Below are 19549 nucleotides of genomic sequence, written 5' to 3'. Positions count from 1 at the left end.
CATTCTAGCACTGCGCGCCGCCGCCCGCAGCGCGCGCGGCGTCCGTCCGTCGACCGCTGCGGAACACGGCCGGGTCGTCGTAGAACGCCGGCGCGGCGTTCGCGTCGCACCAGCCCGGCACGCCGAGCACCGGCAGCGGCGCGAAATCGCGGCTCGTCAGCGCGCGCGTCGCGAGTTCGTCGGCGATCCGTGCGTCGAGATGCGCGGCGCGGCGCGCGTCGGGCCACGAGAAGTAGTCGTCGCTGACTTCGACGATCCACGCGTGCGCGGTACACGACTTGTACGGCGCCACCAGCTTCTCGAGCAGCGCATGGCCGACGAGGCGCGCCTCGCAGCGCGTACCCCACGCGGCGCGCGAGCTCACCAGCAGACGTTGCCAGTCGAAGCCGCGCAGTGCGTCGGCGAGCGCGCGCTCGGCCGTCACGAACAGCGCCGCATTCTCGTCGAACAGCGTGAGTGCATCGCGCAGCGACCCACGCACCGGCCCGACGCCGCCCGCGGCGTCGATCGCCGCGGCCTGCCGTGCGTTCAGCGCGGCCTTGGTGCGTGGATAGGCGAGCCACACGAGCGCATTGAAGAAGTCGTGAAGATTGTGGCGGGTCGGCACGCGCCCCGTGTCGGCGATGTGGGTTTCGTATGCGACGCCGGGCGGCAGTTCGGCCTGCGGCACGAAGCGCAGCGGCCTGCCGCGCCCGCTCGTGCGTGCGCCGGCCGCGTCGCCCAATGCATCGAGCAAGGCGGCTTCGCCCGCGAGCGCGGCCACCTGCAGCAAACGGCCCGGCTCGTCGTACTGCGCGAGCCACGGCGCGGACCAGTCGATCCGCGCGAATTGCGCCGCCCCGCCGTCGGCCGCGTGAGCGGCGGCGCACGGCGGCGCGACGCTCACGCGAACTTCCAGCCGATCGTCTCGCCGGCGCGCAGCGGCACGACCGGCGTATCGCCCGCGAACACCTCGGTCGGCAGCTCCCAGGTCTCGCGGCGCAGCGTGACCGTGTCGGTGCTGTGCGCCAGGCCGTAGAAATCGGCGCCGAAGCGGCTCGCGAAATTCTCCAGCTTGTCGAGCGCGCCGGCCTGGTCGAACGCTTCCGCATACAGCTCGAGCGCGTGCAGCGCCGTGTAGCAGCCGGCGCAGCCGCAGGCGGTTTCCTTCGCGCCGCGCGCATGCGGCGCGCTGTCGGTGCCGAGGAAGAAGCGCGGGTTGCCGGAGGTCGCCGCTTCGACGAGCGCGACGCGGTGCGTCTCGCGCTTGAGCACCGGCAGGCAGTAGTAATGCGGGCGAATGCCGCCGACGAACAGCGCGTTGCGGCTGTACAGCAGATGCTGCGGCGTGATCGTCGCGCCGAGCAGGCCCGGCGCCGCATCGGCGTCGCGCACGTAGTCGGCCGCATCCTTCGTCGTGATGTGCTCGAACACGACCTTCAGCGCAGGGAAATCGCGGCGCAGCGGCGTCATCACGCGGTCGATGAACACCTTCTCGCGATCGAACATGTCGATCGACGGGTCCGTCACCTCGCCGTGCACGAGCAGCGGCATGCCGGTTTCCTGCATCGCCTCGAGCGTCTTCGCGCACTTCGCGAGGTCGCTCACGCCGTGATCCGAGTTCGTCGTCGCGCCGGCCGGATACAGCTTCACGCCGTGCACGAAGCCGCTGTCGCGCGCGCGACGAACTTCGTCGGGCGCCGTGTTGTCGGTCAGGTACAGCGTCATCAGCGGCTCGAACGCGCTGCCGGCCGGCAGCGCGGCCAGGATCCGGTCGCGATAGGCCTGCGCGTGCGCGGTCGTCGTGACGGGCGGCTTCAGGTTCGGCATCACGATCGCGCGCGCGAACTGGCGTGCGGTGTGCGGCAGCACCGCGGCCAGCATGTCGCCGTCGCGCAGGTGCAGATGCAGGTCGTCGGGACGGGCGAGCGTGAGCGTCGCCGGGGAGGAAGCGTTCGAGGCAGTCATAGGAGGCGTCGTGAGGAACGGGCTGGCCATCGAGGATCGGCGGGGCCGGAGCACGCGTGCACGGGCCGACTGACGGCAAACCGCAACACGGGGCCTTGGGCCGGCGGAATCCGCTTTTTACCGCTCGAGGCTCGGTGATATGCTAGGAGCCATATTGTACCGGGGTTCACCCGGTTGGTTACCCTGCTTCCGCCCCCGCCCCAAGTAAAATGTGCCAACTCCTAGGAATGAACTGCGCCGCGCCGACGGACGTCACATTCTCCTTCACTGGTTTCGCGGCCCGGGGCGGCCTCACCGATCACCACGCCGACGGCTGGGGCATCGCGTTCTTCGAGGACAAGGCCTGCCGTCTGTTCATCGATCAGCAGGCCTCGGCCACGTCGCCGATCGCCGAAATGGTGAAGCGCTATCCGATCAAGTCGAAGAACACGATCGCGCATATCCGCAAGGCCACGCAAGGCCATATCCTGCTCGAGAACAGCCACCCCTTCATGCGCGAGCTGTGGGGGCGTCACTGGATCTTCGCGCATAACGGCGATCTGCAGGACTACGAACCCGATCTCGACGGCAGCGTCTACCACCCGGTCGGCACGACCGACAGCGAGAAGGCGTTCTGCGTGCTGATGCAAGGGCTGCGCGAGGCATTCCCCGGCGCACAGCCGCCGCTGCCGGAGCTGTTCGAGCGCGTCAGTGAGTTGACGCGCGACATCACCGATCACGGCGTATTCAACTTCCTGATGTCGAACGGCCAGGCGCTGTTCGCGCACTGCTCGACGCGACTGCACTACATCGTGCGGCGCTGGCCGTTCTCCACCGCGCATCTGGTCGACGAAGACCTGTCGATCGACTTCGCGAAATACACGACGCCCGAAGATCGCGTCGCGGTGATCGCCACGCAGCCGCTGACCGACAACGAAGTCTGGACGTCGTTCGAGCCCGGCGAGCTGATCATGTTCCAGTGCGGCGACGTCGCCGCGCGGACGCGGATTCCGGTGCCGGAGCGCGTGCTCGAGAAGCTGCGCAACCCGGCGCTCGACGCGTCGGCCTCCGCGCCGTGCGGCGGCATGCGTCGCGAGGCGCTGGCCGCCGCCGACGACGCCGACGCCGACGCCGACGACGCGATCGATTTCTGAGCCGCACGCGCCGCCCTTCCTTCTCCATCTCAGCATGACGAAGCGACCGCGGCCCGACCGGCCGCGCGACGAGCCATTGCCGAACAGCGCGCCGCTCGTTCGCCGGCAATCGGTTTTCGTTTCAATCAAACCACAATGACGCGCGCCAACCCGCGGCGACGCAACATTAACTTTATTTAATCAACATTCACGCGAAAATAATATATACGTGATAAAACGAAACGCCTTTTAAATCCCCGCCCACCTTCCGGAAGCCATATTCTATCGCAGCGCCGTTTTGGAACAGTGCGCCAGCCCACCGTCGAGCGACGGGATTACCCCGCCTCGCACGATATCGCTCAAGCCTTTACCAGAAAGGCTTTCGGTTCGATTCATCACATAATTCAAAAATACCGGACCGAGTCGACATTATCACAACGGCACTCATTTTTTTGATAATCCTTCGCGATTCAGATCAGTAGACTCCGCTCATCCTCGGTATATCGAAAAGCGATTCACGTGACGACGGCAATGCGGCCAATGGCGCGCACGCCGGCTCGAACCATTTTCGGCCGCGGAATGCGCTTTCACCGCGCCGCGGTGGATATCACTTCAAAAAAAGCAAAGAGGGGTTGTCGTGAATCACTCATTTCGATCGATATGGAGCGAAGCCGCCGGCTGCTGGGTCGCGGTTGCGGAGACAGCCCGGGCACGCGGCAAGCGCTCGGGCAGCACATCGGGCACGAACCGTCGCGCGAGCCGCGACGCGATCCGGCTGGCGCCGCTGCGCGCCGCGATGGCCGGCGCCGCGTTCGCCGCGCTGTCGGCCGGCGCCGCACATGCATCGACCTGCGGCAACGGGTCGGCGGTCGCGAGCGGCGGCAGCTGCACCGTCGGCAGCTTCAGCCCGACCGTGAACGACAACCTGGCCGGGGCGACGACCGTCACGGGCGGCGATACCGTCGCCGCGACCGGCGCATGGACCAGCCAGAACGGCGGCGACGCCGGCTACACGCGCGTCCCGCTCGGCACGACCACGATCGTGACGGGCAATCCCGACCAGCCGCTGGTCTCGCTCGGCGGCAAGACGCAGAGCGTCAGCACGCCCGATTCGATCACCGGCACCCACGCATCGGTTGCGACCTACAATTCGTCCGCGTTCGCCGCATCGACGCTCGGCGCGACCTACGTGCCCCTCTATCACGACGTTGACGGCAACCAGTACCTGAACACGCGGATCGGCACCGTCGAGCGCTCGGGCGGCACGCTGAACGTGTCGCTCGGCAACGCGGCGAACGCGCCCGACGCGGCCGGCAACGCGATCACGATCGCGGCGAAGCAGACGGACCTCGCCTTCGCGGACGGCACCGGCACCGCGTCAAGCGTCGTCAACTGGAACTCGCGCAACCAGGTGCTGTTCACGACCGGCGACTACGTCGAGGCCGGCGGCGCGGTGGGCAACCTGCAGCTCGACGTGCCGGCCTACGCGGGCACCTTCACCGCGTTCGACGGCAGCCGCTGGCGCGTCGACGACGCCGCGTCGCTCGCCGCATACAACGACTTTCTCGTACGCTCGGTCCGCAGCGGCGCGCTCGGCTCGCAAGCCGCGTACGACAGCGCGTTCAGCCAGGCCGTCACGTTCTCGCGGCAGACCTTCCAGTACGCGAACGACGTGTCGGCCGGCGACAAGAACACGTTGCCGATCGACCATCTGGCCGCGCTGCACGGCACCGGCGCGAACGCGACGCTGCATATCGGCCGAGACGGCCAGATCGACTTCCGCGGCACCAGCGCGATCGAATCGAGCTCGGCGGTGCTCGCGGAAAACGGCGCGCAGTTCGTCAACGACGGCAGCCTGTCGGGCGACTTCACGCTCGTGCGGCTGCTCACCGGTGCGAGCGGCGTCAACAACGGCGTGATCTCGTCCGGCTACGCGGCCGGCGAGAACTTCGACACCGCCGGCGCCGCGCCGCCCGAGAACTTCGGCTTCCACGCCTACACCGAGGGCAACGGCGTGTACGCGAACGGCACGGGCACCACGTTCGTGAACAACGGCGTGATGAACGTCGCCGCATGGACGCTCGACGGCAACCGGCCGACCCTGCTCAGCTACGCGATCGCGGCGACCGACGGCGCAACCGCGTCGAACGCCGGCACGCTGAACGTCGGCGTCAACGCAACCACGCTCGACAGCCAGGTGATCGGCGGCCTCGCGGACGGCGGCGCCTTCACCAACGAGGCCGGCGGCACGATCTACGTCGGACGCGCGGCGCAGTACCGGCCGGGCGCGGCGGCGGCCGACGTCGCACTGTCCGCGCACGGCTACGGCATCCTGCTCGGCGCGTCGGGCACGGCCGCGAACCTCGGCTCGATCGTGATCGGCTCGCAAACGCAGAACGGCGCCGCGATGGCGAGCATCGGCTCGTCGTCCGGCACGCTGCGCAACGCCGGCACGATCGTCGTGAACGGTGCGGCGCCCGGCACGCCGCTCGCGAACGTCGGGATGCTGGCGGCCGACACGGCCGCGACCGTGACCAACACGGGCACGATCACGCTGAACGGCGTGAACGGCATCGGCATCATGGTGGTCGGCACCGGCTCGACCGCCACGGCCGCGACGTCGACCGGCACGATCGACGTCGCCGGCGGGCTGGACGCGGCGTCGGACACACGCAATTACGGCGTCTGGGCCGAAGGCCCGCGCGCGAAGGCCACGCTCGACGGCGCGCTCGACCTGACCGGCAATGGCGCGATCGGCGCCCACGCGCGCGCGGGCGCCGCGATCGACGTCGGCGCGAACGCCGTGCCGCGCTTCACGTCCGGTACGAACCAGATCGGCTTCTACGTGTACGGCGCCGGCTCGACGATCAACGTGGCCGCGCAGCGGCTGAGCGTCGATACCGACGACTCGACGCTGTTCCGCATCGCAGCCGGCGCGGCCTACACGGGCGCGTCGGCCGCCGGCACGCTGACGACCGACGTGAACGGCGAGCGCGCGCGCGGCGTGCACGCGACCGGCGCCGGCACGACGCTGTCGACCGGCTCCGCGACCTACAACGTGCGCGGCGCGAACGGCATCGCGGTGGCGGTCGAGGGCGGCGCACACGGCACGATCGACGCCGGCGCGACGATCAACCTGAACGCGGCCGGCGCCACGGCGGGCGTGGTCGACGGCCAGGCCCACGACCTGGCCGGCGCGAACGCCGGCGCGCCGGTCGCGACGGTGCTCGGCAACGACGCGGCCGTCATGTCGTCGAGCGCCGGCGTGACCGGGTTCGTCGCGCGCAACCTCGGCACGCTGGAGAACCGCAACGCGGTGCTGCTGACCGGCGTCGGCTCGACCGGCGTCGCGATCGGCGCGCTCGGCACGGTCGACAACATGTCGACGATCCGCGTGTCGGACGGCACCGGCGCGCTCGTGCAAGGCGCGTCGGCCGTGCTGAACAACGCGGGCACGATCGGCGCCGACGACGGCGTCGCCGGCGTGCATCTGACCGGCGCGGGCGCGTCGGTCGTGCTGTCGGGCGCGGGCACCATCGTCGCGAACGGGAGCGCGCACGGCGTGCTGATCGACTCGAGCGTCGCGAACGGCGCGCTCGCGGCCGGCGCGACGTCGATCGCGGTGGGCGGCGGCGGCGCCGGCATCGACAACCTCGGTACCAACACGACGATCGTGCTGTCGGGCACGCAGATCGGCACGACCGGCAACGGCGCCGACGGCATCTCGTCGACGGGCGCGGGCACGCGCATCGCGACCGATGCGGCGAGCGTCGTGCGCACCGCGGGCGAAAACGCGCGCGCCATCGTCGTGGCCGGCGCCGATGCGACGCTGGCCGCCGACGGCACCACCGTCTCGACCACCGGCGCCGGCGCGCATGGGCTGGTCGTCGGCGGCGGCGCGACCGCGCTGCTGTCGGGCGCGAAGATCGCGGCGGCGGGCGCGGCAGCCGACGGCGTCGTCGCGCAAAACGGCGGCCGGATCGGCGACACCGGCTCGACGCTCACGAGCGCGGCCGGCAACGGCGCGACCGTCGACGGCGGCGGCGTGCTCGCGCTGACCGGCACGACGCTGCACGGCGCGACGGCCGGCTTGCTGAGCGTCGACTCGCGCGCGAGCGGCGCGACGAGTTCGGTGCTGGTCGACGGCGGTAGCGTCGCGTCGGTCGCCGGCCCGGCGTTCGCCGCGCGCGGCGGCGCGGTCGACATCGCGGTACGCAACGGCACCGTCGTGACGGCCGGCAACGGCACGCTGCTCGACCTCGCGAACGGCAGCGTCGCGCGCTTCGACGCTTCGGCCGTGACGCTGGCCGGCGACATCGTGTCGGACGCGTCGAGCACCGGGACCGTGTCGCTGACGAACGGCACGACGCTGACGGGCAAGATCGATCCGGTCGCGCTGAACGTCGACGCGACGAGCGCATGGCGGATCACCGGCAGCTCGGTGCTGAGCAGCCTGAACAACGCGGGCCTGGTCGCATTCGCCGCGCCGTCGGGCGCGCCGACGGCGGCCGGCAGCTACAAGACGCTGACCACCGGCGGCTACGTCGGCAACGGCGGCACGATCGCGCTGAACACCTATCTCGGCGCCGACGCGTCGCCGACCGACCGGCTGATCGTGAACGGCGGCGCCGCAAGCGGCACGACGGCGCTGAAGATCGCGAACACCGCCGGCAGCGGCGCGCAGACGACCGGCGACGGCATTCCGGTGGTGGTCACGGCGAACGGCGGCACGACGGCCGCGTCCGCGTTCCATCTCGCCGGCCCGGTCCAGGCCGGCGCATACGAATACCGGCTCTATCGCGGCGGCCAGCTCGACGCGAACGGCTGGTATCTGCGCTCGCAGCTCGATCCGTCCAACCAGGTCATCGCGGTCGGCCCGCTGACCGCCGGCGGCGGCGCCGGCACGCTCGCGTACCGTCCGGGCGTCGCGGGCTTCACGATGACGCCGCTCCTGAACGCCGACTACGGCTTCTCGACGCTCGGCAAGCTGCACGAGCGCGTCGGCGACGTGTACAACGTCGACAAGCAGGCGCCCGGCAATCGCGACGGCGTGTGGGGCCGCATCGGCGGACAGAGCTTCGATGCGAACGCGGGCCGCTTCGCGGCCGACGAGCGCACCTTCTTCGCGCAGTTCGGCAAGGACTGGACGCTCGGCCAGGCGCCGGACGGCGGCAGCACGCATGCGGGCGTGACGGCGAGCATCGGCGTGTCGAATGCGAGCTTCAGCGATCCGGCGCGCGTCGATGCGCCCGGCCTGTCGACGTCGACCGGCTCGGTCGAGATGCACGCGCAGAGCGCCGGCGGCTACTGGACGCGCTATCTGGCCGACGGCACCTACTTCGACAGCGTCGGGCAGGTCACGCACTACGGCAACCGCTATCGCGACAGCTACGGCAACGACGCATCGCAGAACGGCTTCGGCATCGCGCTGTCGCAGGAAGCCGGCAAGCCGTTCGGCATCGGCGCCACGCCGATCGCGATCGAACCGCAGGCGCAGCTGATGTATCAGTACCTGAAGCTGAACGGGTTCAACGACAGCGTGTCGGCGGTGTCGGGCACGACGAGCCATGCGCTGCGTGGACGCCTCGGCGTACGGATGTTCCGGCCGAACCTCGGGGCGAGCGCGTTGGGCGCGGCGACGCCGTATTTCACGGCCGACGTGCTGCACGACTTCCTGTCGCCGGGCCAAACCGTCGTCGGCGGCACGCCGTTCGCGACGCATCTGGGCCGCACGTGGTACGAGCTCGGCCTCGGCGTGACCGCGGCCTTCGGCAAGTCGGGCACGCTGTACGCGAACGTCAAATACGCGCGCAACATCGGCGGCGACTACCGGCGCGGCGTCACCGGCCAGGCCGGCTACCGCTACAGCTGGTAACGCAGGCCGCGTCGCGACGCCCGTGCGCCGCTGCCGTTCGGCGGCAGCGGCCGAAAAAAAACGCCCGGCGCTAGGCCGGGCGGTTCGTCGAAGCGGCGTGCGCTACACGGGAGCGTTCAGTGGAGGATTTTCGCGAGGAAGTCCTTCGCGCGATCCGACTTCGGATTCGAGAAGAAATCGTCCTTGCGGTCGTCCTCGACGATCGCGCCCTTGTCCATGAAGATCACGCGATGGGCGACCTTCTTCGCGAAGCCCATTTCGTGCGTGACGACCATCATCGTCATCCCTTCCTGCGCGAGTTCGACCATCACGTCGAGCACCTCGTTGATCATTTCCGGATCGAGCGCGGAGGTCGGCTCGTCGAACAGCATCGCGATCGGGTCCATCGACAGCGCGCGCGCGATCGCGACGCGTTGCTGCTGGCCGCCCGACAGCTGGCCCGGAAACTTGTGCGCATGCGCCTTCAGCCCGACGCGATCGAGCAGCTTCAAGCCCTTGTCGGTCGCCTCGTCCTTGCTGCGGCCGAGCACCTTGATCTGCGCGAGCGTCAGGTTCTCGGTGATCGACAGGTGCGGGAACAGCTCGAAATGCTGGAACACCATCCCGACCTTCGAGCGCAGCTTCGACAGGTTCGTCTTCTTGTCGCCGACCGACTGGCCGTTCACGAGGATCTCGCCCTGCTGGAACGGCTCCAGGCCGTTGACCGTCTTGATCAGCGTCGACTTGCCCGAGCCCGACGGCCCGCACACCACGACGACCTCGCCCTTGCTGACCTCGGTCGTGCAATCGGTGAGGACCTGAAACTGGCCGTACCACTTCGAAACGTTCTTGATGGAAATCATCTTGTGACCTTTTTCTGGAGACCTTTGACGAGGGCAGAAGCCAACGAGCAAATCACGAAATAGCATGCGCCGGCGAACAGCACCATCTCGACGGTCGTGCCGTCGCGATCGCCGACGTTCGCGGCCGTGCGGAAGAAGTCCGCGAGACTGATCACGTACACGAGCGACGTGTCCTGGAACAGCACGATCGCCTGCGTGAGCAGCAGCGGCACCATCGCGCGAAACGCCTGCGGCAGGATCACGAGGCGCATCGCCTGCGCGTAGTTCATGCCGAGTGCGAACGCGGCGTTCACCTGCCCGCGCGGCACCGCCTGGATGCCGGCACGAATGATCTCGGAATAATACGCGGCCTCGAACAGCGAGAACGCGACCATCGCCGACGCGAGCCGGATGTCGATCGTCGGCGACAGCCCGAGCACGCCCTGCAGCAGCTGCGGCACGATCAGGAAGAACCACAGCAGCACCATCACGAGCGGGATCGAGCGGAACACCGTCACGTAGCCCTTCGCGAACCATGCGAGCGGCTTCACGCCGGACAGCCGCATCAGCGCCAGCAGCGTGCCCCAGACGATGCCGATGACGATCGCGATCAGCGTGATCTTGAACGTGACGATCGCCCCCGTCCACAGCGTCGGTATCGCGCCGGGAATACTACTCCAGTCGAACTGATGCATCACTTGCCTCCGATGTAGCCGGGCAGCCGCGTGCGGCCTTCGATCCAGCGCATGAACGCCATCACGACGAGGTTGATGACCACGTACGCGAGCGTCACCGCGATGAACGACTCGTAGGTCTGCGCGGTGTAGTCGACCAGCTGGCGCGCCTGCGCGGACAGGTCGAGCAGGCCTATCGTCGATGCGACCGCCGAGTTCTTGAAGATGTTCAGGAACTCCGACGTGAGCGGCGGCACGATGATCCGGTACGCGACCGGCAGCAACACGTAGCGGTACGTCTGCCATTGCGTGAAGCCCATCGCGAGGCCGGCCGCACGCTGGCCCTTCGGCAGCGCGTTGATGCCCGAGCGCACCTGCTCGCACACGCGTGCGCCGGTGAACAGCCCGAGACAGACGATCGACGCGGTGAAGAACTGCGTGCCGGGCGGCAGCTGCTTGATCCAGGTGCCAATCGACGCGGGCAGCAGCTCCGGCACGACCAGATACCAGACGAAGAACTGCACGATCAGCGGGATGTTGCGGAAGATCGACACGTAGACGGTGCCGAGCGCGGCGAGCCATTTGTTCGGCACGGTGCGCAGCACGCCGAACAGCGAACCGACGATCAGCGCGATGACCCAGGCGACCAGCGACACTTCGATCGTCACCCAGAAGCCGGACATCAGCCATCCGAAGTAAGTCGTCGGCTCGCCGGTCGAGACGGGGCTCAGGAAGACGCCCCAGTTCCAGTGGTAAGACATGGGCAAGACTCCAGCAAAAAGAAACGGAAGAAGCGTGGCCTCTTCCGTTTCAGTAGCGTCATTTCTGCGTCAACGGCGGCGTGGTCAGTCGAGCGCCTTGTCGTTCGGGTTCGCGTACAGCTTCTTCATCGAATCGGACAGCGGGAAGTTCAGGTTCAGCCCCTTCGGCGGGATCGGGTTCTCGAACCACTTCGCGTAGATCTTCGCGGCTTCACCCGACTTCTCGACTTGCGAGATCGCCTCGTCGACGACCTTCTTGAAGTCCGCATCGCCCTTGCGCATCATGCAGCCGTACGCCTCTTCCGACTGCGGCGTGCCGACGATCACCCATTCGCCCGGCTGCTTCGCCTTCGCGCGCTCGCCTGCGAGCAGCGCGTCGTCCATCATGAACGCGACCGCGCGGCCCGATTCGAGCGTGTTGAACGAGTCGCCGTGGTCCTTCGCGCTGATGATGCTCATGCCGAGCTGCTTGTCGTTGTTCATCTTGCGCAGCAGGCGCTCGGACGTCGTGCCCGCGGTCGTCACGACCGTCTTGCCCTTCAGGTCGGCGAAGTCCTTCACACCGGAATCCTTCTTCGTCATCAGACGCGTGCCGATCACGAAGATCGTGTCGGAGAACGCGGCCTGCTGCTGACGCTCGAGGTTGTTGGTGGTCGAGCCGCACTCGATGTCGACCGTGCCGTTCTGCACGAGCGGGATGCGGTTCTGCGACGTGACCGGGATGTTCTTCACCTGCAGGCTCGGCAGGTTCAGCTTCTTCTTCACGGCATCCACGACCTTCATCTGGAAGTCGCGCGAATAGCCGACGACCTGCTGGTTCTGGTCATAGTAGGAGAACGGAATCGACGATTCGCGGTGGCCCAGCGCGATCACGCCCGTGTCCTTGATCTTCTTCAGCGTGCCGGTCTCCTGTGCATGCGCGCCGCTCGCGAACGCGCACAGCGCCGCGATCATCAGGACTGCCTTCTGGTATTTCATTTTGGTCATCTCCTTGGCTAAAACCCGCGCCAGTGTATCAAAGTAATATTTTTGAAAGTACTGGTTGTTTACCGCACTACGAATCGTCCTGCGCGTCGCCGTCCTCCCGGCTTCGCGCGGCGCTTTCCGCGCCCGAATGCGCACGCGGGCGACGCCGGATTCGGCATCGCCCGCGAGGGTTCATGTACGCAATCGGGTCGATTGCGTCATGTATCGTTCATAGTGGGCCGAGCGACGCTCGGCCACGCACGATCAGGGGTACAGACCGCGCATTTCGCGCGCCATCAGGATGCGCTTGCACGCGACGATGAACGCCGCCGTGCGCACCGACACGTTGTGCTCTTCCGCGACCGCCCACACGCCGGCGAACGCTTCGCGCATCACGCGCTCGAGGCGATGGTTGATCTCGTCTTCGGTCCAGAAGAAGCTCGAGAAATCCTGCACCCACTCGAAGTACGACACGGTCACGCCGCCCGCGTTGGCGATCACGTCGGGGATCACCAGCACGCCGTTCGCGCTCAGGATGTCGTCGGCCGCGGTCGTGGTCGGGCCGTTCGCGCCTTCGACGATGATCTTCGTGCGGATCTTCGACGCGTTCTTCTCGGTGATCTGGTTTTCCAGCGCCGCCGGGATCAGGATGTCGGTTTCGACCGTCCAGAACTCGTCGTTCGGCATCGGCTCCGTGCCCTCGAAACCCGCGACGCCGCCCGTGCGCGCCACGTGGTCGAGCAGCTTGTTCGCGTCGAGGCCGGCCGGCTGATAGATCGTGCCCGTGTGATCCTGCACCGCGATCACCTTCGCGCCCGCTTCCTGGAACAGCTTCGCCGCGATGCCGCCGACGTTGCCGAAGCCCTGCACCGCGATGCGCGCGCCTTCGATTTCGAGGCCCTTCTTCTTCGCCGCTTCGCAGCCGACCACGAACACGCCGCGGCCCGTCGCTTCCTTGCGGCCGAGCGAACCGCCGAGCGAGATCGGCTTGCCGGTCACGACGCCGGTCGACGTCTGGCCCTGGTTCATCGAATACGTGTCCATCATCCACGCCATCACCTGTTCGTTGGTGTTGACGTCCGGCGCCGGAATGTCGGTGTTCGGGCCGATGATGATGCCGATCTCGCTGGTGTAGCGGCGCGTCACGCGCTCGAGCTCACCGCGCGACAGCTTGCGCGGGTCGACGCGGATGCCGCCCTTCGCACCGCCGTACGGCACGTTCACGGCCGCGTTCTTCACCGACATCCATGCCGACAGCGCCATCACTTCCGACAGCGTCACGTCCTGGTGGTAGCGCACGCCGCCCTTGCCCGGACCGCGCGACACGTTGTGCTGCACGCGATAGCCTTCGAAGTGCGCGACGGTGCCGTTGTCGAGCTCGATGGGCACGTCGACGATCAGGATGCGCTTCGGACGCTTCAGCGTTTCGAGCCAGCGCGACAGCGAACCGAGGTACGGCGCGACGCGATCGACCTGCTGAAGATAGTTGCCCCACGGGCCGAGATCGTCGGCGTGCAGGTAGGACGGGATGGACTGCAATTGCGAAGACATGGATGCTCCAACGTTCAACGGATTGCGCACATTGTCGAAAAACCCGTTTTTTTTATCCAATGCCGTTTGCTTATTCGATTATGCGTTTCTTGCATGATCGCGATTTTGCGCAAATCCACGGGCGATTTTCGCAAGAACGGCGGCGAACGGGCGGGGATCGGGTGGGGGAAAAATGCGGGGGATCGGGAGTGCGAGGCGGCTTGCGGCGGCCGGCCGGGGGATTGCAAGGGAGCCGTTAGGTGCGGGGGTGGGCGGGCACTTGGGCACTTGGGCACTTGGGCACTTGGGCACTTGGGCACTTGGGCACTTGGGCGCTTGGGCGCTTGGCGCTTGGCGGTCGGCTGTCGGCTGTCGGCTGTCGATGGTCGACGATTGCGCGACCGTTGGTCGTCTCGGTCATCCCGGCCGTCAGCCGGCCCCATGTCCGCCGTCAATCGAGCGTCAACCAGCCCTCACCCAGCCGTTTCACGCAGCTCGTCGCGCACGACTTCCCACAGCGCCCGAACCAGCTTCTGGCGCGGGTCGTCGCCCTGCAGCGCGAGCTTGTCGCAGTAGAGGCGGATATCCATCGTCAGCGTGAACGGATGCGTGCCGCCGCGCGCCGAGCGGTCGAGGCGGATCAGGCTGCCGCTCGCGATCGCGTCCTCGACCGCGCTGTGCGGCAGGAACGCGACGCCGTGGCCCGCGAGCGCCATCGCCTTCAGCCCTTCGGCCATGTCGGTTTCGTACACCCGATCGAGGAACAGCGGCGTCGGCGCATTCGCCACGATGACTTCGGTCATCCGGCCGAGATACGCGTTCGGCGTATACGACAGGTACGGCACGCGCGCCTCGGCGGTGCCCGGCAGCGTGTAGCGCGGCCGGCCCGCGCGCGCCGGCGCGGAAAACGCGCTGATCGGCTCGCTGCCGAGCACCAGCATGTCGTAGCGCGCGGGATCGAGCGCGACCGGGTGGCTCGGATGGTGATAGCCCATCACGAGATCGCAGCCGCCTTCGACGAGCGACAGCACCGCGTCGTGCACGTTCAGCGCGCGCAGCCGCGTGTGGACCTGCCCCATCTTCGCCTCGATCCGCTGCAGCCAGCGCGGGAAATACGTGAGCGACAGCGTGTGCGGCACCGCGAACTCGATCGTGGGCACCGGCGCGCCGACGTGACCGCGCAGCAGCGTGCGCGCCTCGTGCGCCTGCGACAGCATCGTCAGCGCCTGTTCGTAGAAGATCTGGCCGGCTTGCGTGAGCCGCGTCGGATAGACCGAGCGGTCGATCAGCTCGGTCGCGAGCCACGCCTCGAGCGCCTGGATGCGCCGCGAGAAAGCCGGCTGCGACACGTGGCGCAACTCGGCCGACCGGCTAAAGCTGCGCGTTTCCGCGAGCGAAACGAAGTCTTCGAGCCATTTCAGTTCCATGCGGATCGGGCGCGGCGGGCGGCGGGTCGGGGAGAAGCGAGCATTCTACCGGCCGCCGGCCGCACTCGGCCGCAGTCGGTCGCACGCGGCCGGACGCCGCCACGCTCGGCCCGACCGGTTCGGCCAGCCCCGGCCCGCGCCGATGGTAAAATGCCGGATTCTCCTCCCCTCGTTCGCCCGGCCCCCGAGGCCCCGCCCGACCATGTCCGACACTCGTCCCGATACGCTTTTCGCCCTCACCGCGCTCTCGCCCATCGACGGCCGCTACGCCAGCAAGACCGAAGCGCTGCGCGACTGGCTCTCCGAAGCCGCGTTCATGCGCCACCGCGTCACCGTCGAGGTGCACTGGCTGATCGCGCTGTCGCGCGCCGGCTTCGCCGAAATTCCGCGCTTCTCCGACGCGTCCGAGCAATTCCTGCTGCAGCTCGCCGAGCGCTTCACCGCGCACGACGCCGCCCGCATCAAGGACATCGAGCGCGTGACGAACCACGACGTGAAGGCCGTCGAATACTGGCTGAAGGAATCGGTGAAGGGCCAGGCCGAGCTCGAGAAGGCGAGCGAGTTCATCCACTTCGCCTGCACGTCCGAGGACATCAACAACACGTCGCACGGGATGATGCTCGCCGGCGCGCGCGAGCACGTGATCGTGCCGGCGCTGCGCACCGTCCACCAGCGTCTCGTCGCGCTCGCGCACGCCCTGGCCGATCAGCCGATGCTGTCGCGCACGCACGGCCAGCCGGCCAGCCCGACGACGCTCGGCAAGGAGCTCGCGAACGTCGCCGCCCGTCTGGGCCGCGCGATCGCACGCATCGAGAAGGTCGAGATCCTCGGCAAGATGAACGGCGCGGTCGGCAACTTCAACGCGCATCTGTCGGCGTATCCGGAATTCGACTGGGAAGCGTTCTCGCGCGACGTGATCGAAAACCGCCTGAAGCTCACCTTCAACCCGTACACGATCCAGATCGAGCCGCACGACTACATGGCCGAGCTGTTCGACGCGGTCGCGCGCGCCAACACGATCCTGCTCGACCTCGACCGCGACGTGTGGGGCTACATCTCGGTCGGCTACTTCAAGCAGAAGACGAAGGCCGGCGAGATCGGCTCGTCGACGATGCCGCACAAGGTCAACCCGATCGACTTCGAGAACTCGGAAGGCAACCTCGGCCTCGCGAACGCGACGCTGCGCCACCTCGCCGACAAGCTGCCGGTGTCGCGCTGGCAGCGCGACCTGACCGACTCGACGGTGCTGCGCAACATGGGCGTCGCCCTCGGCTACTCGCTGCTCGCGTACGACTCGCTGATCCGCGGCCTCGACAAGCTCGAAGTGAACCCGCAGCGCCTGCACGACGACCTCGACAACTGCTGGGAAGTGCTCGCGGAGCCGGTGCAGACGGTGATGCGCCGCTACGGCATCGAGAATCCGTACGAGCAACTGAAGGAGCTCACGCGCGGCAAGGGCATCACGCGCGAAGCGCTGCAGGAATTCGTCGCCACGCTCGCGATCCCGCAGGACGCGAAGGACCGCCTGCTCGCGATGACGCCCGCGTCGTACATCGGCAAGGCCGTCGAGCTCGCGAAGCGGATCGCATAAGCGCGACCGTCGGCCGACGCAAAAAAGCCCGATGCGAACTGCTTCGCATCGGGCTTTTTGCTGTTCAGACGGTCGGAACGGAATCGTCCGTCCCGGCTCGAGCAGCAGCTCAGTGCTGCTGCGCGAGGCCGATCTTCACCATCACTTCGTCGACGATCTGTTCGGGCGTCAATTCGATGCTGACCTCGATCGCTTCGTCCGCGCCCGGCTCCTCGAGCGTCTCGAGCTGGCTCTTCAGCAGCGACGGATCGAAGAAGTGGCCGGTGCGCGTCTTCAGGCGCTCGCGCAACACGTCGAACGAGCCCTTCAGATACACGAACCGCACGTCGGCGTCGGTGCCGCGCAGCACGTCGCGATACGAGCGCTTCAGCGACGAGCACGTGAACACGGCCGTCTCGCCCGCGCGCTGCTTTTCCTCGATGGCCGCCCGAATGGCGCGCAGCCACGGCCAACGGTCGTCGTCGGTCAGCGGAATGCCGTGGTGCATCTTTTCCTTGTTGGCGGCGCTGTGAAACGCGTCGCCGTCGGTATAGCTGCACGACAGGCGTTCCGCCAGCATTTCGCCGATTCGCGACTTGCCCGCGCCCGACACGCCCATTGCGATCAGAATCATTGACTACCCCTTGTTACAGAACCATGCTGAGCGCCAGCGTGAAGCCCAGGCCAAGCACGGAGATGATGGTTTCGAGCAACGACCAGGTCTTGAACGTCTGACCGACCGTCATCCCGAAGTATTCCTTGATCAGCCAGAAGCCGCCGTCGTTCACGTGCGAGAAGATCAGCGAGCCCGAGCCCGTCGCGAGCACCAGCAGCTCCGGGCTGACCGTCGTGCCGGCCGCCGCGGCGATCGGCGCGACGATGCCGCAGGCCGTCGTCATCGCGACGGTTGCCGAACCCGTCGCGAGACGCATCAGCGCCGCGACGAACCAGCCGAGCAGCAGCGGCGACAGATGCGCGTGCTTCGCCGTCTCGACGATCTGCTGCGAGATGCCGCTGTCGCGCAGCACGCCGCCGAAGCCGCCGCCCGCGCCGACGATCAGCGTGATGCCGGCGATCGGCGCGAGACACTCGCTGCAGAACTTCTGGATCTGGTCGCGGTTGAAGCCCTGCAGCTTGCCGAACGTGAAGAAGCTCACGAGCACGGCGATCAGCAGCGCGACGTCGGAGTTGCCGGCAAAGCGCAGCAGGTTGTTCGGCAGCGACTTCGGCGCGAACACGAGATCGGCCCAGCTGCCGACGAGCATCAGCACGACGGGCAGCAGGACCGTGAACAGCGTGAGGCCGAAGCCCGGCAGCTCGCGATTGCCGCCGTCGGTGCGCGTATCGACGAACTGCGCGGCGAGCGGATTGTTGTCCGGCAGCTTCACGAACTTCGAGATCGTCAGCGCGAACAGCGGACCGGCGATGATCGCGGTCGGCACGCCGACGATCAAGCCGAACGCGATCGTCTTGCCGATGTCGGCGCCGTATTGCTGAACGGCCAGCAGCGCGGCCGGGTGCGGCGGGATCAGCCCGTGCACGACCGACAGGCCGGCCACCATCGGCAGCCCGACGACCAGCAGCGACTTGCCGGTACGCTTCGCGACGTTGAACGCGATCGGAATCAGCAGCACGAAGCCGACTTCGAAGAACACCGGCAGGCCGACGATGATCGCGACGAACATCATCGCCCAGTGAATGTTCTTTTCACCGAACCAGTCGATCAGCGTGGTCGCGATCCGTTCGGCGCCGCCCGATTCGGCCATCATCTTGCCGAGCATCGTGCCGAGACCGACGACGATCGCAATGTGACCGAGCGTGCCGCCCGTGCCCGTTTCGAACGACTTGACGATCTTGTCCATCGGCATCCCGACGGCGAGACCGAGGCCCAGCGAAACGATGATCAGCACCAGGAACGGGTAGATCTTGAAGCGCGCGATCATCAGGATCAACGCGGCAATCGCGATCAGCGTGAAAACGAGCAGCATGCTGCCTTGGACAGCCCCCATGTGGCACTCCTCCTAGGATTGTTCGAAACCGGGCGAGTGGTTGCGAGTATGCCCGGCTATGCAGGTCTCCGAAACACCGGGGGTACCCACCCGGTCAGGACGCTGAATTTTACTTATCTTTGCGGCCCGCGGATAGAACCGGTTCCATCAGCAAAAACCCTCGGAAAAACAAGCACTAAGCGCCCGTTTCCCGAGGGTTCGGATGTCATTGCGTACAAGCATCAACGCGGCAGCTGGCTCGCGGCTTGCGCGAGACGCGTGACTTCGGCCCAGTCCTGCGCGGCGAGCGCGGCCTTCGGCGTGAGCCACGAGCCGCCGACGCACACGACGTTCGGCAGCTTCAGGAAGTTCGGCGCGGTTTCGACCGTGATGCCGCCGGTCGGGCAGAACTTCAGCGCCGGGAACGGGCCGTGGAACGCCTGCAGCATCGGCACGCCGCCGGCCTGCTGCGCGGGGAAGAACTTCACGGTCTCGTAGCCGAATTCGAGCGCCTGGATGATGTCGCTCGGCGTCATCACGCCCGGCAGCAGCGGCAGGCCGGCGTCGAGCGACGCGAGGTGCAGGTCCTTCGTCAGGCCCGGCGACACGCCGAACTTCGCGCCCGCGCGCTTCGCCTGCGCGCAGTGCTCGGGCTTCGTGATGGTGCCGACGCCGACGACGATGTCGTCCGCCAGCTGGCTCGCGCGCTGGATCGCCTCGATGCCGGCCGGCGTGCGCAGCGTGATTTCGAGCACCTTGACGCCGCCCGCGTGCAACGCGCGCGACACGTGTTCGCCCTGCTCGACCGAGTCGAATGCGAGCACCGGAATCACCGGGCCCAGCTTCACGATTTCAGCAATCGTCTTCATTGATGGAGC

At 67.5% G+C, this 19549-nt stretch carries 14 protein-coding genes; 3 read left to right on the top strand and 11 right to left on the bottom strand.

Annotated features, from left to right (window positions below; all coding sequences use genetic code 11):
• Positions 1 to 4: 4 nt before the first annotated feature.
• Together MYA_RS02875 and pyrC are read right to left on the bottom strand one after the other, a co-directional pair.
• Positions 5 to 886 (bottom strand): DUF3025 domain-containing protein, encoded by an 882-nt coding sequence (locus MYA_RS02875; RefSeq protein ID WP_014722450.1) that lies wholly within the window; start codon positions 884 to 886, stop codon positions 5 to 7.
• Positions 883 to 1947 (bottom strand): dihydroorotase, encoded by a 1065-nt coding sequence (gene pyrC, locus MYA_RS02870; RefSeq protein ID WP_034194154.1) that lies wholly within the window; start codon positions 1945 to 1947, stop codon positions 883 to 885. Before pyrC ends, MYA_RS02875 begins: the two co-directional genes overlap by 4 nt.
• A 209-nt stretch (positions 1948 to 2156) precedes the next feature.
• Between pyrC and MYA_RS02865 the strand changes: the two genes are divergently transcribed.
• Positions 2157 to 3080, top strand: a complete 924-nt coding sequence (locus MYA_RS02865; protein WP_041493752.1) for a class II glutamine amidotransferase — start codon at positions 2157 to 2159, stop codon at positions 3078 to 3080.
• Between the two features lie 616 nt (positions 3081 to 3696).
• Positions 3697 to 8934, top strand: coding sequence for an autotransporter outer membrane beta-barrel domain-containing protein (locus tag MYA_RS02860; protein ID WP_014722448.1), 5238 nt, complete (start codon positions 3697 to 3699; stop codon positions 8932 to 8934).
• 116 nt (positions 8935 to 9050) lie between these two features.
• On the opposite strand, the gene MYA_RS02855 is transcribed toward MYA_RS02860, so the two are convergent.
• The 6 genes from MYA_RS02855 to MYA_RS02830 form a co-directional block, all read right to left on the bottom strand.
• Positions 9051 to 9776 (bottom strand): amino acid ABC transporter ATP-binding protein, encoded by a 726-nt coding sequence (locus tag MYA_RS02855; RefSeq protein WP_011883277.1) that lies wholly within the window; start codon positions 9774 to 9776, stop codon positions 9051 to 9053.
• On the bottom strand, positions 9773 to 10450 hold the full coding sequence (gltK, locus tag MYA_RS02850; RefSeq protein ID WP_011883276.1) for a glutamate/aspartate ABC transporter permease GltK: 678 nt from the start codon (positions 10448 to 10450) through the stop codon (positions 9773 to 9775). Before gltK ends, MYA_RS02855 begins: the two co-directional genes overlap by 4 nt.
• Positions 10450 to 11190: an amino acid ABC transporter permease gene (locus MYA_RS02845; protein WP_011883275.1), complete on the bottom strand. Its 741-nt coding sequence runs from the start codon at positions 11188 to 11190 to the stop codon at positions 10450 to 10452. Before MYA_RS02845 ends, gltK begins: the two co-directional genes overlap by 1 nt.
• 84 nt (positions 11191 to 11274) lie before the next feature.
• Complete coding sequence (locus MYA_RS02840; protein ID WP_014722447.1) at positions 11275 to 12168, bottom strand: glutamate/aspartate ABC transporter substrate-binding protein; 894 nt, start codon at positions 12166 to 12168, stop codon at positions 11275 to 11277.
• 252 nt (positions 12169 to 12420) lie between these two features.
• Complete coding sequence (locus MYA_RS02835) at positions 12421 to 13707, bottom strand: Glu/Leu/Phe/Val family dehydrogenase (RefSeq protein WP_011883273.1); 1287 nt, start codon at positions 13705 to 13707, stop codon at positions 12421 to 12423.
• Positions 13708 to 14159: 452 nt separating this feature from the next.
• The gene (locus tag MYA_RS02830) at positions 14160 to 15113 is read right to left on the bottom strand and encodes a LysR substrate-binding domain-containing protein (protein WP_011883272.1); all 954 of its coding nucleotides are present in this window, start codon (positions 15111 to 15113) and stop codon (positions 14160 to 14162) included.
• Positions 15114 to 15315: 202 nt separating this feature from the next.
• Between MYA_RS02830 and purB the strand changes: the two genes are divergently transcribed.
• On the top strand, positions 15316 to 16704 hold the full coding sequence (gene purB, locus MYA_RS02825) for an adenylosuccinate lyase (RefSeq protein WP_011883271.1): 1389 nt from the start codon (positions 15316 to 15318) through the stop codon (positions 16702 to 16704).
• Between the two features lie 109 nt (positions 16705 to 16813).
• Here purB and MYA_RS02820 read toward each other — a convergent pair whose 3' ends face one another.
• From MYA_RS02820 to eda, 3 genes are all read right to left on the bottom strand, one after another.
• Positions 16814 to 17317, bottom strand: coding sequence for a gluconokinase (locus tag MYA_RS02820; protein WP_011883270.1), 504 nt, complete (start codon positions 17315 to 17317; stop codon positions 16814 to 16816).
• A gap of 13 nt (positions 17318 to 17330) precedes the next feature.
• The gene (locus MYA_RS02815; protein ID WP_014722445.1) at positions 17331 to 18692 is read right to left on the bottom strand and encodes a GntT/GntP/DsdX family permease; all 1362 of its coding nucleotides are present in this window, start codon (positions 18690 to 18692) and stop codon (positions 17331 to 17333) included.
• Positions 18693 to 18913: 221 nt separating this feature from the next.
• Positions 18914 to 19540, bottom strand: a complete 627-nt coding sequence (gene eda, locus MYA_RS02810) for a bifunctional 4-hydroxy-2-oxoglutarate aldolase/2-dehydro-3-deoxy-phosphogluconate aldolase (RefSeq protein ID WP_011883268.1) — start codon at positions 19538 to 19540, stop codon at positions 18914 to 18916.
• Positions 19541 to 19549: the final 9 nt, after the last annotated feature.

The organism is Burkholderia sp. KJ006 (assembly GCF_000262695.1).
Classification (GTDB): domain Bacteria; phylum Pseudomonadota; class Gammaproteobacteria; order Burkholderiales; family Burkholderiaceae; genus Burkholderia; species Burkholderia vietnamiensis.
The sequence above is the reverse complement of the archived record's forward strand: the minus strand, read 5'-3'. Positions and strand labels throughout refer to the sequence as shown.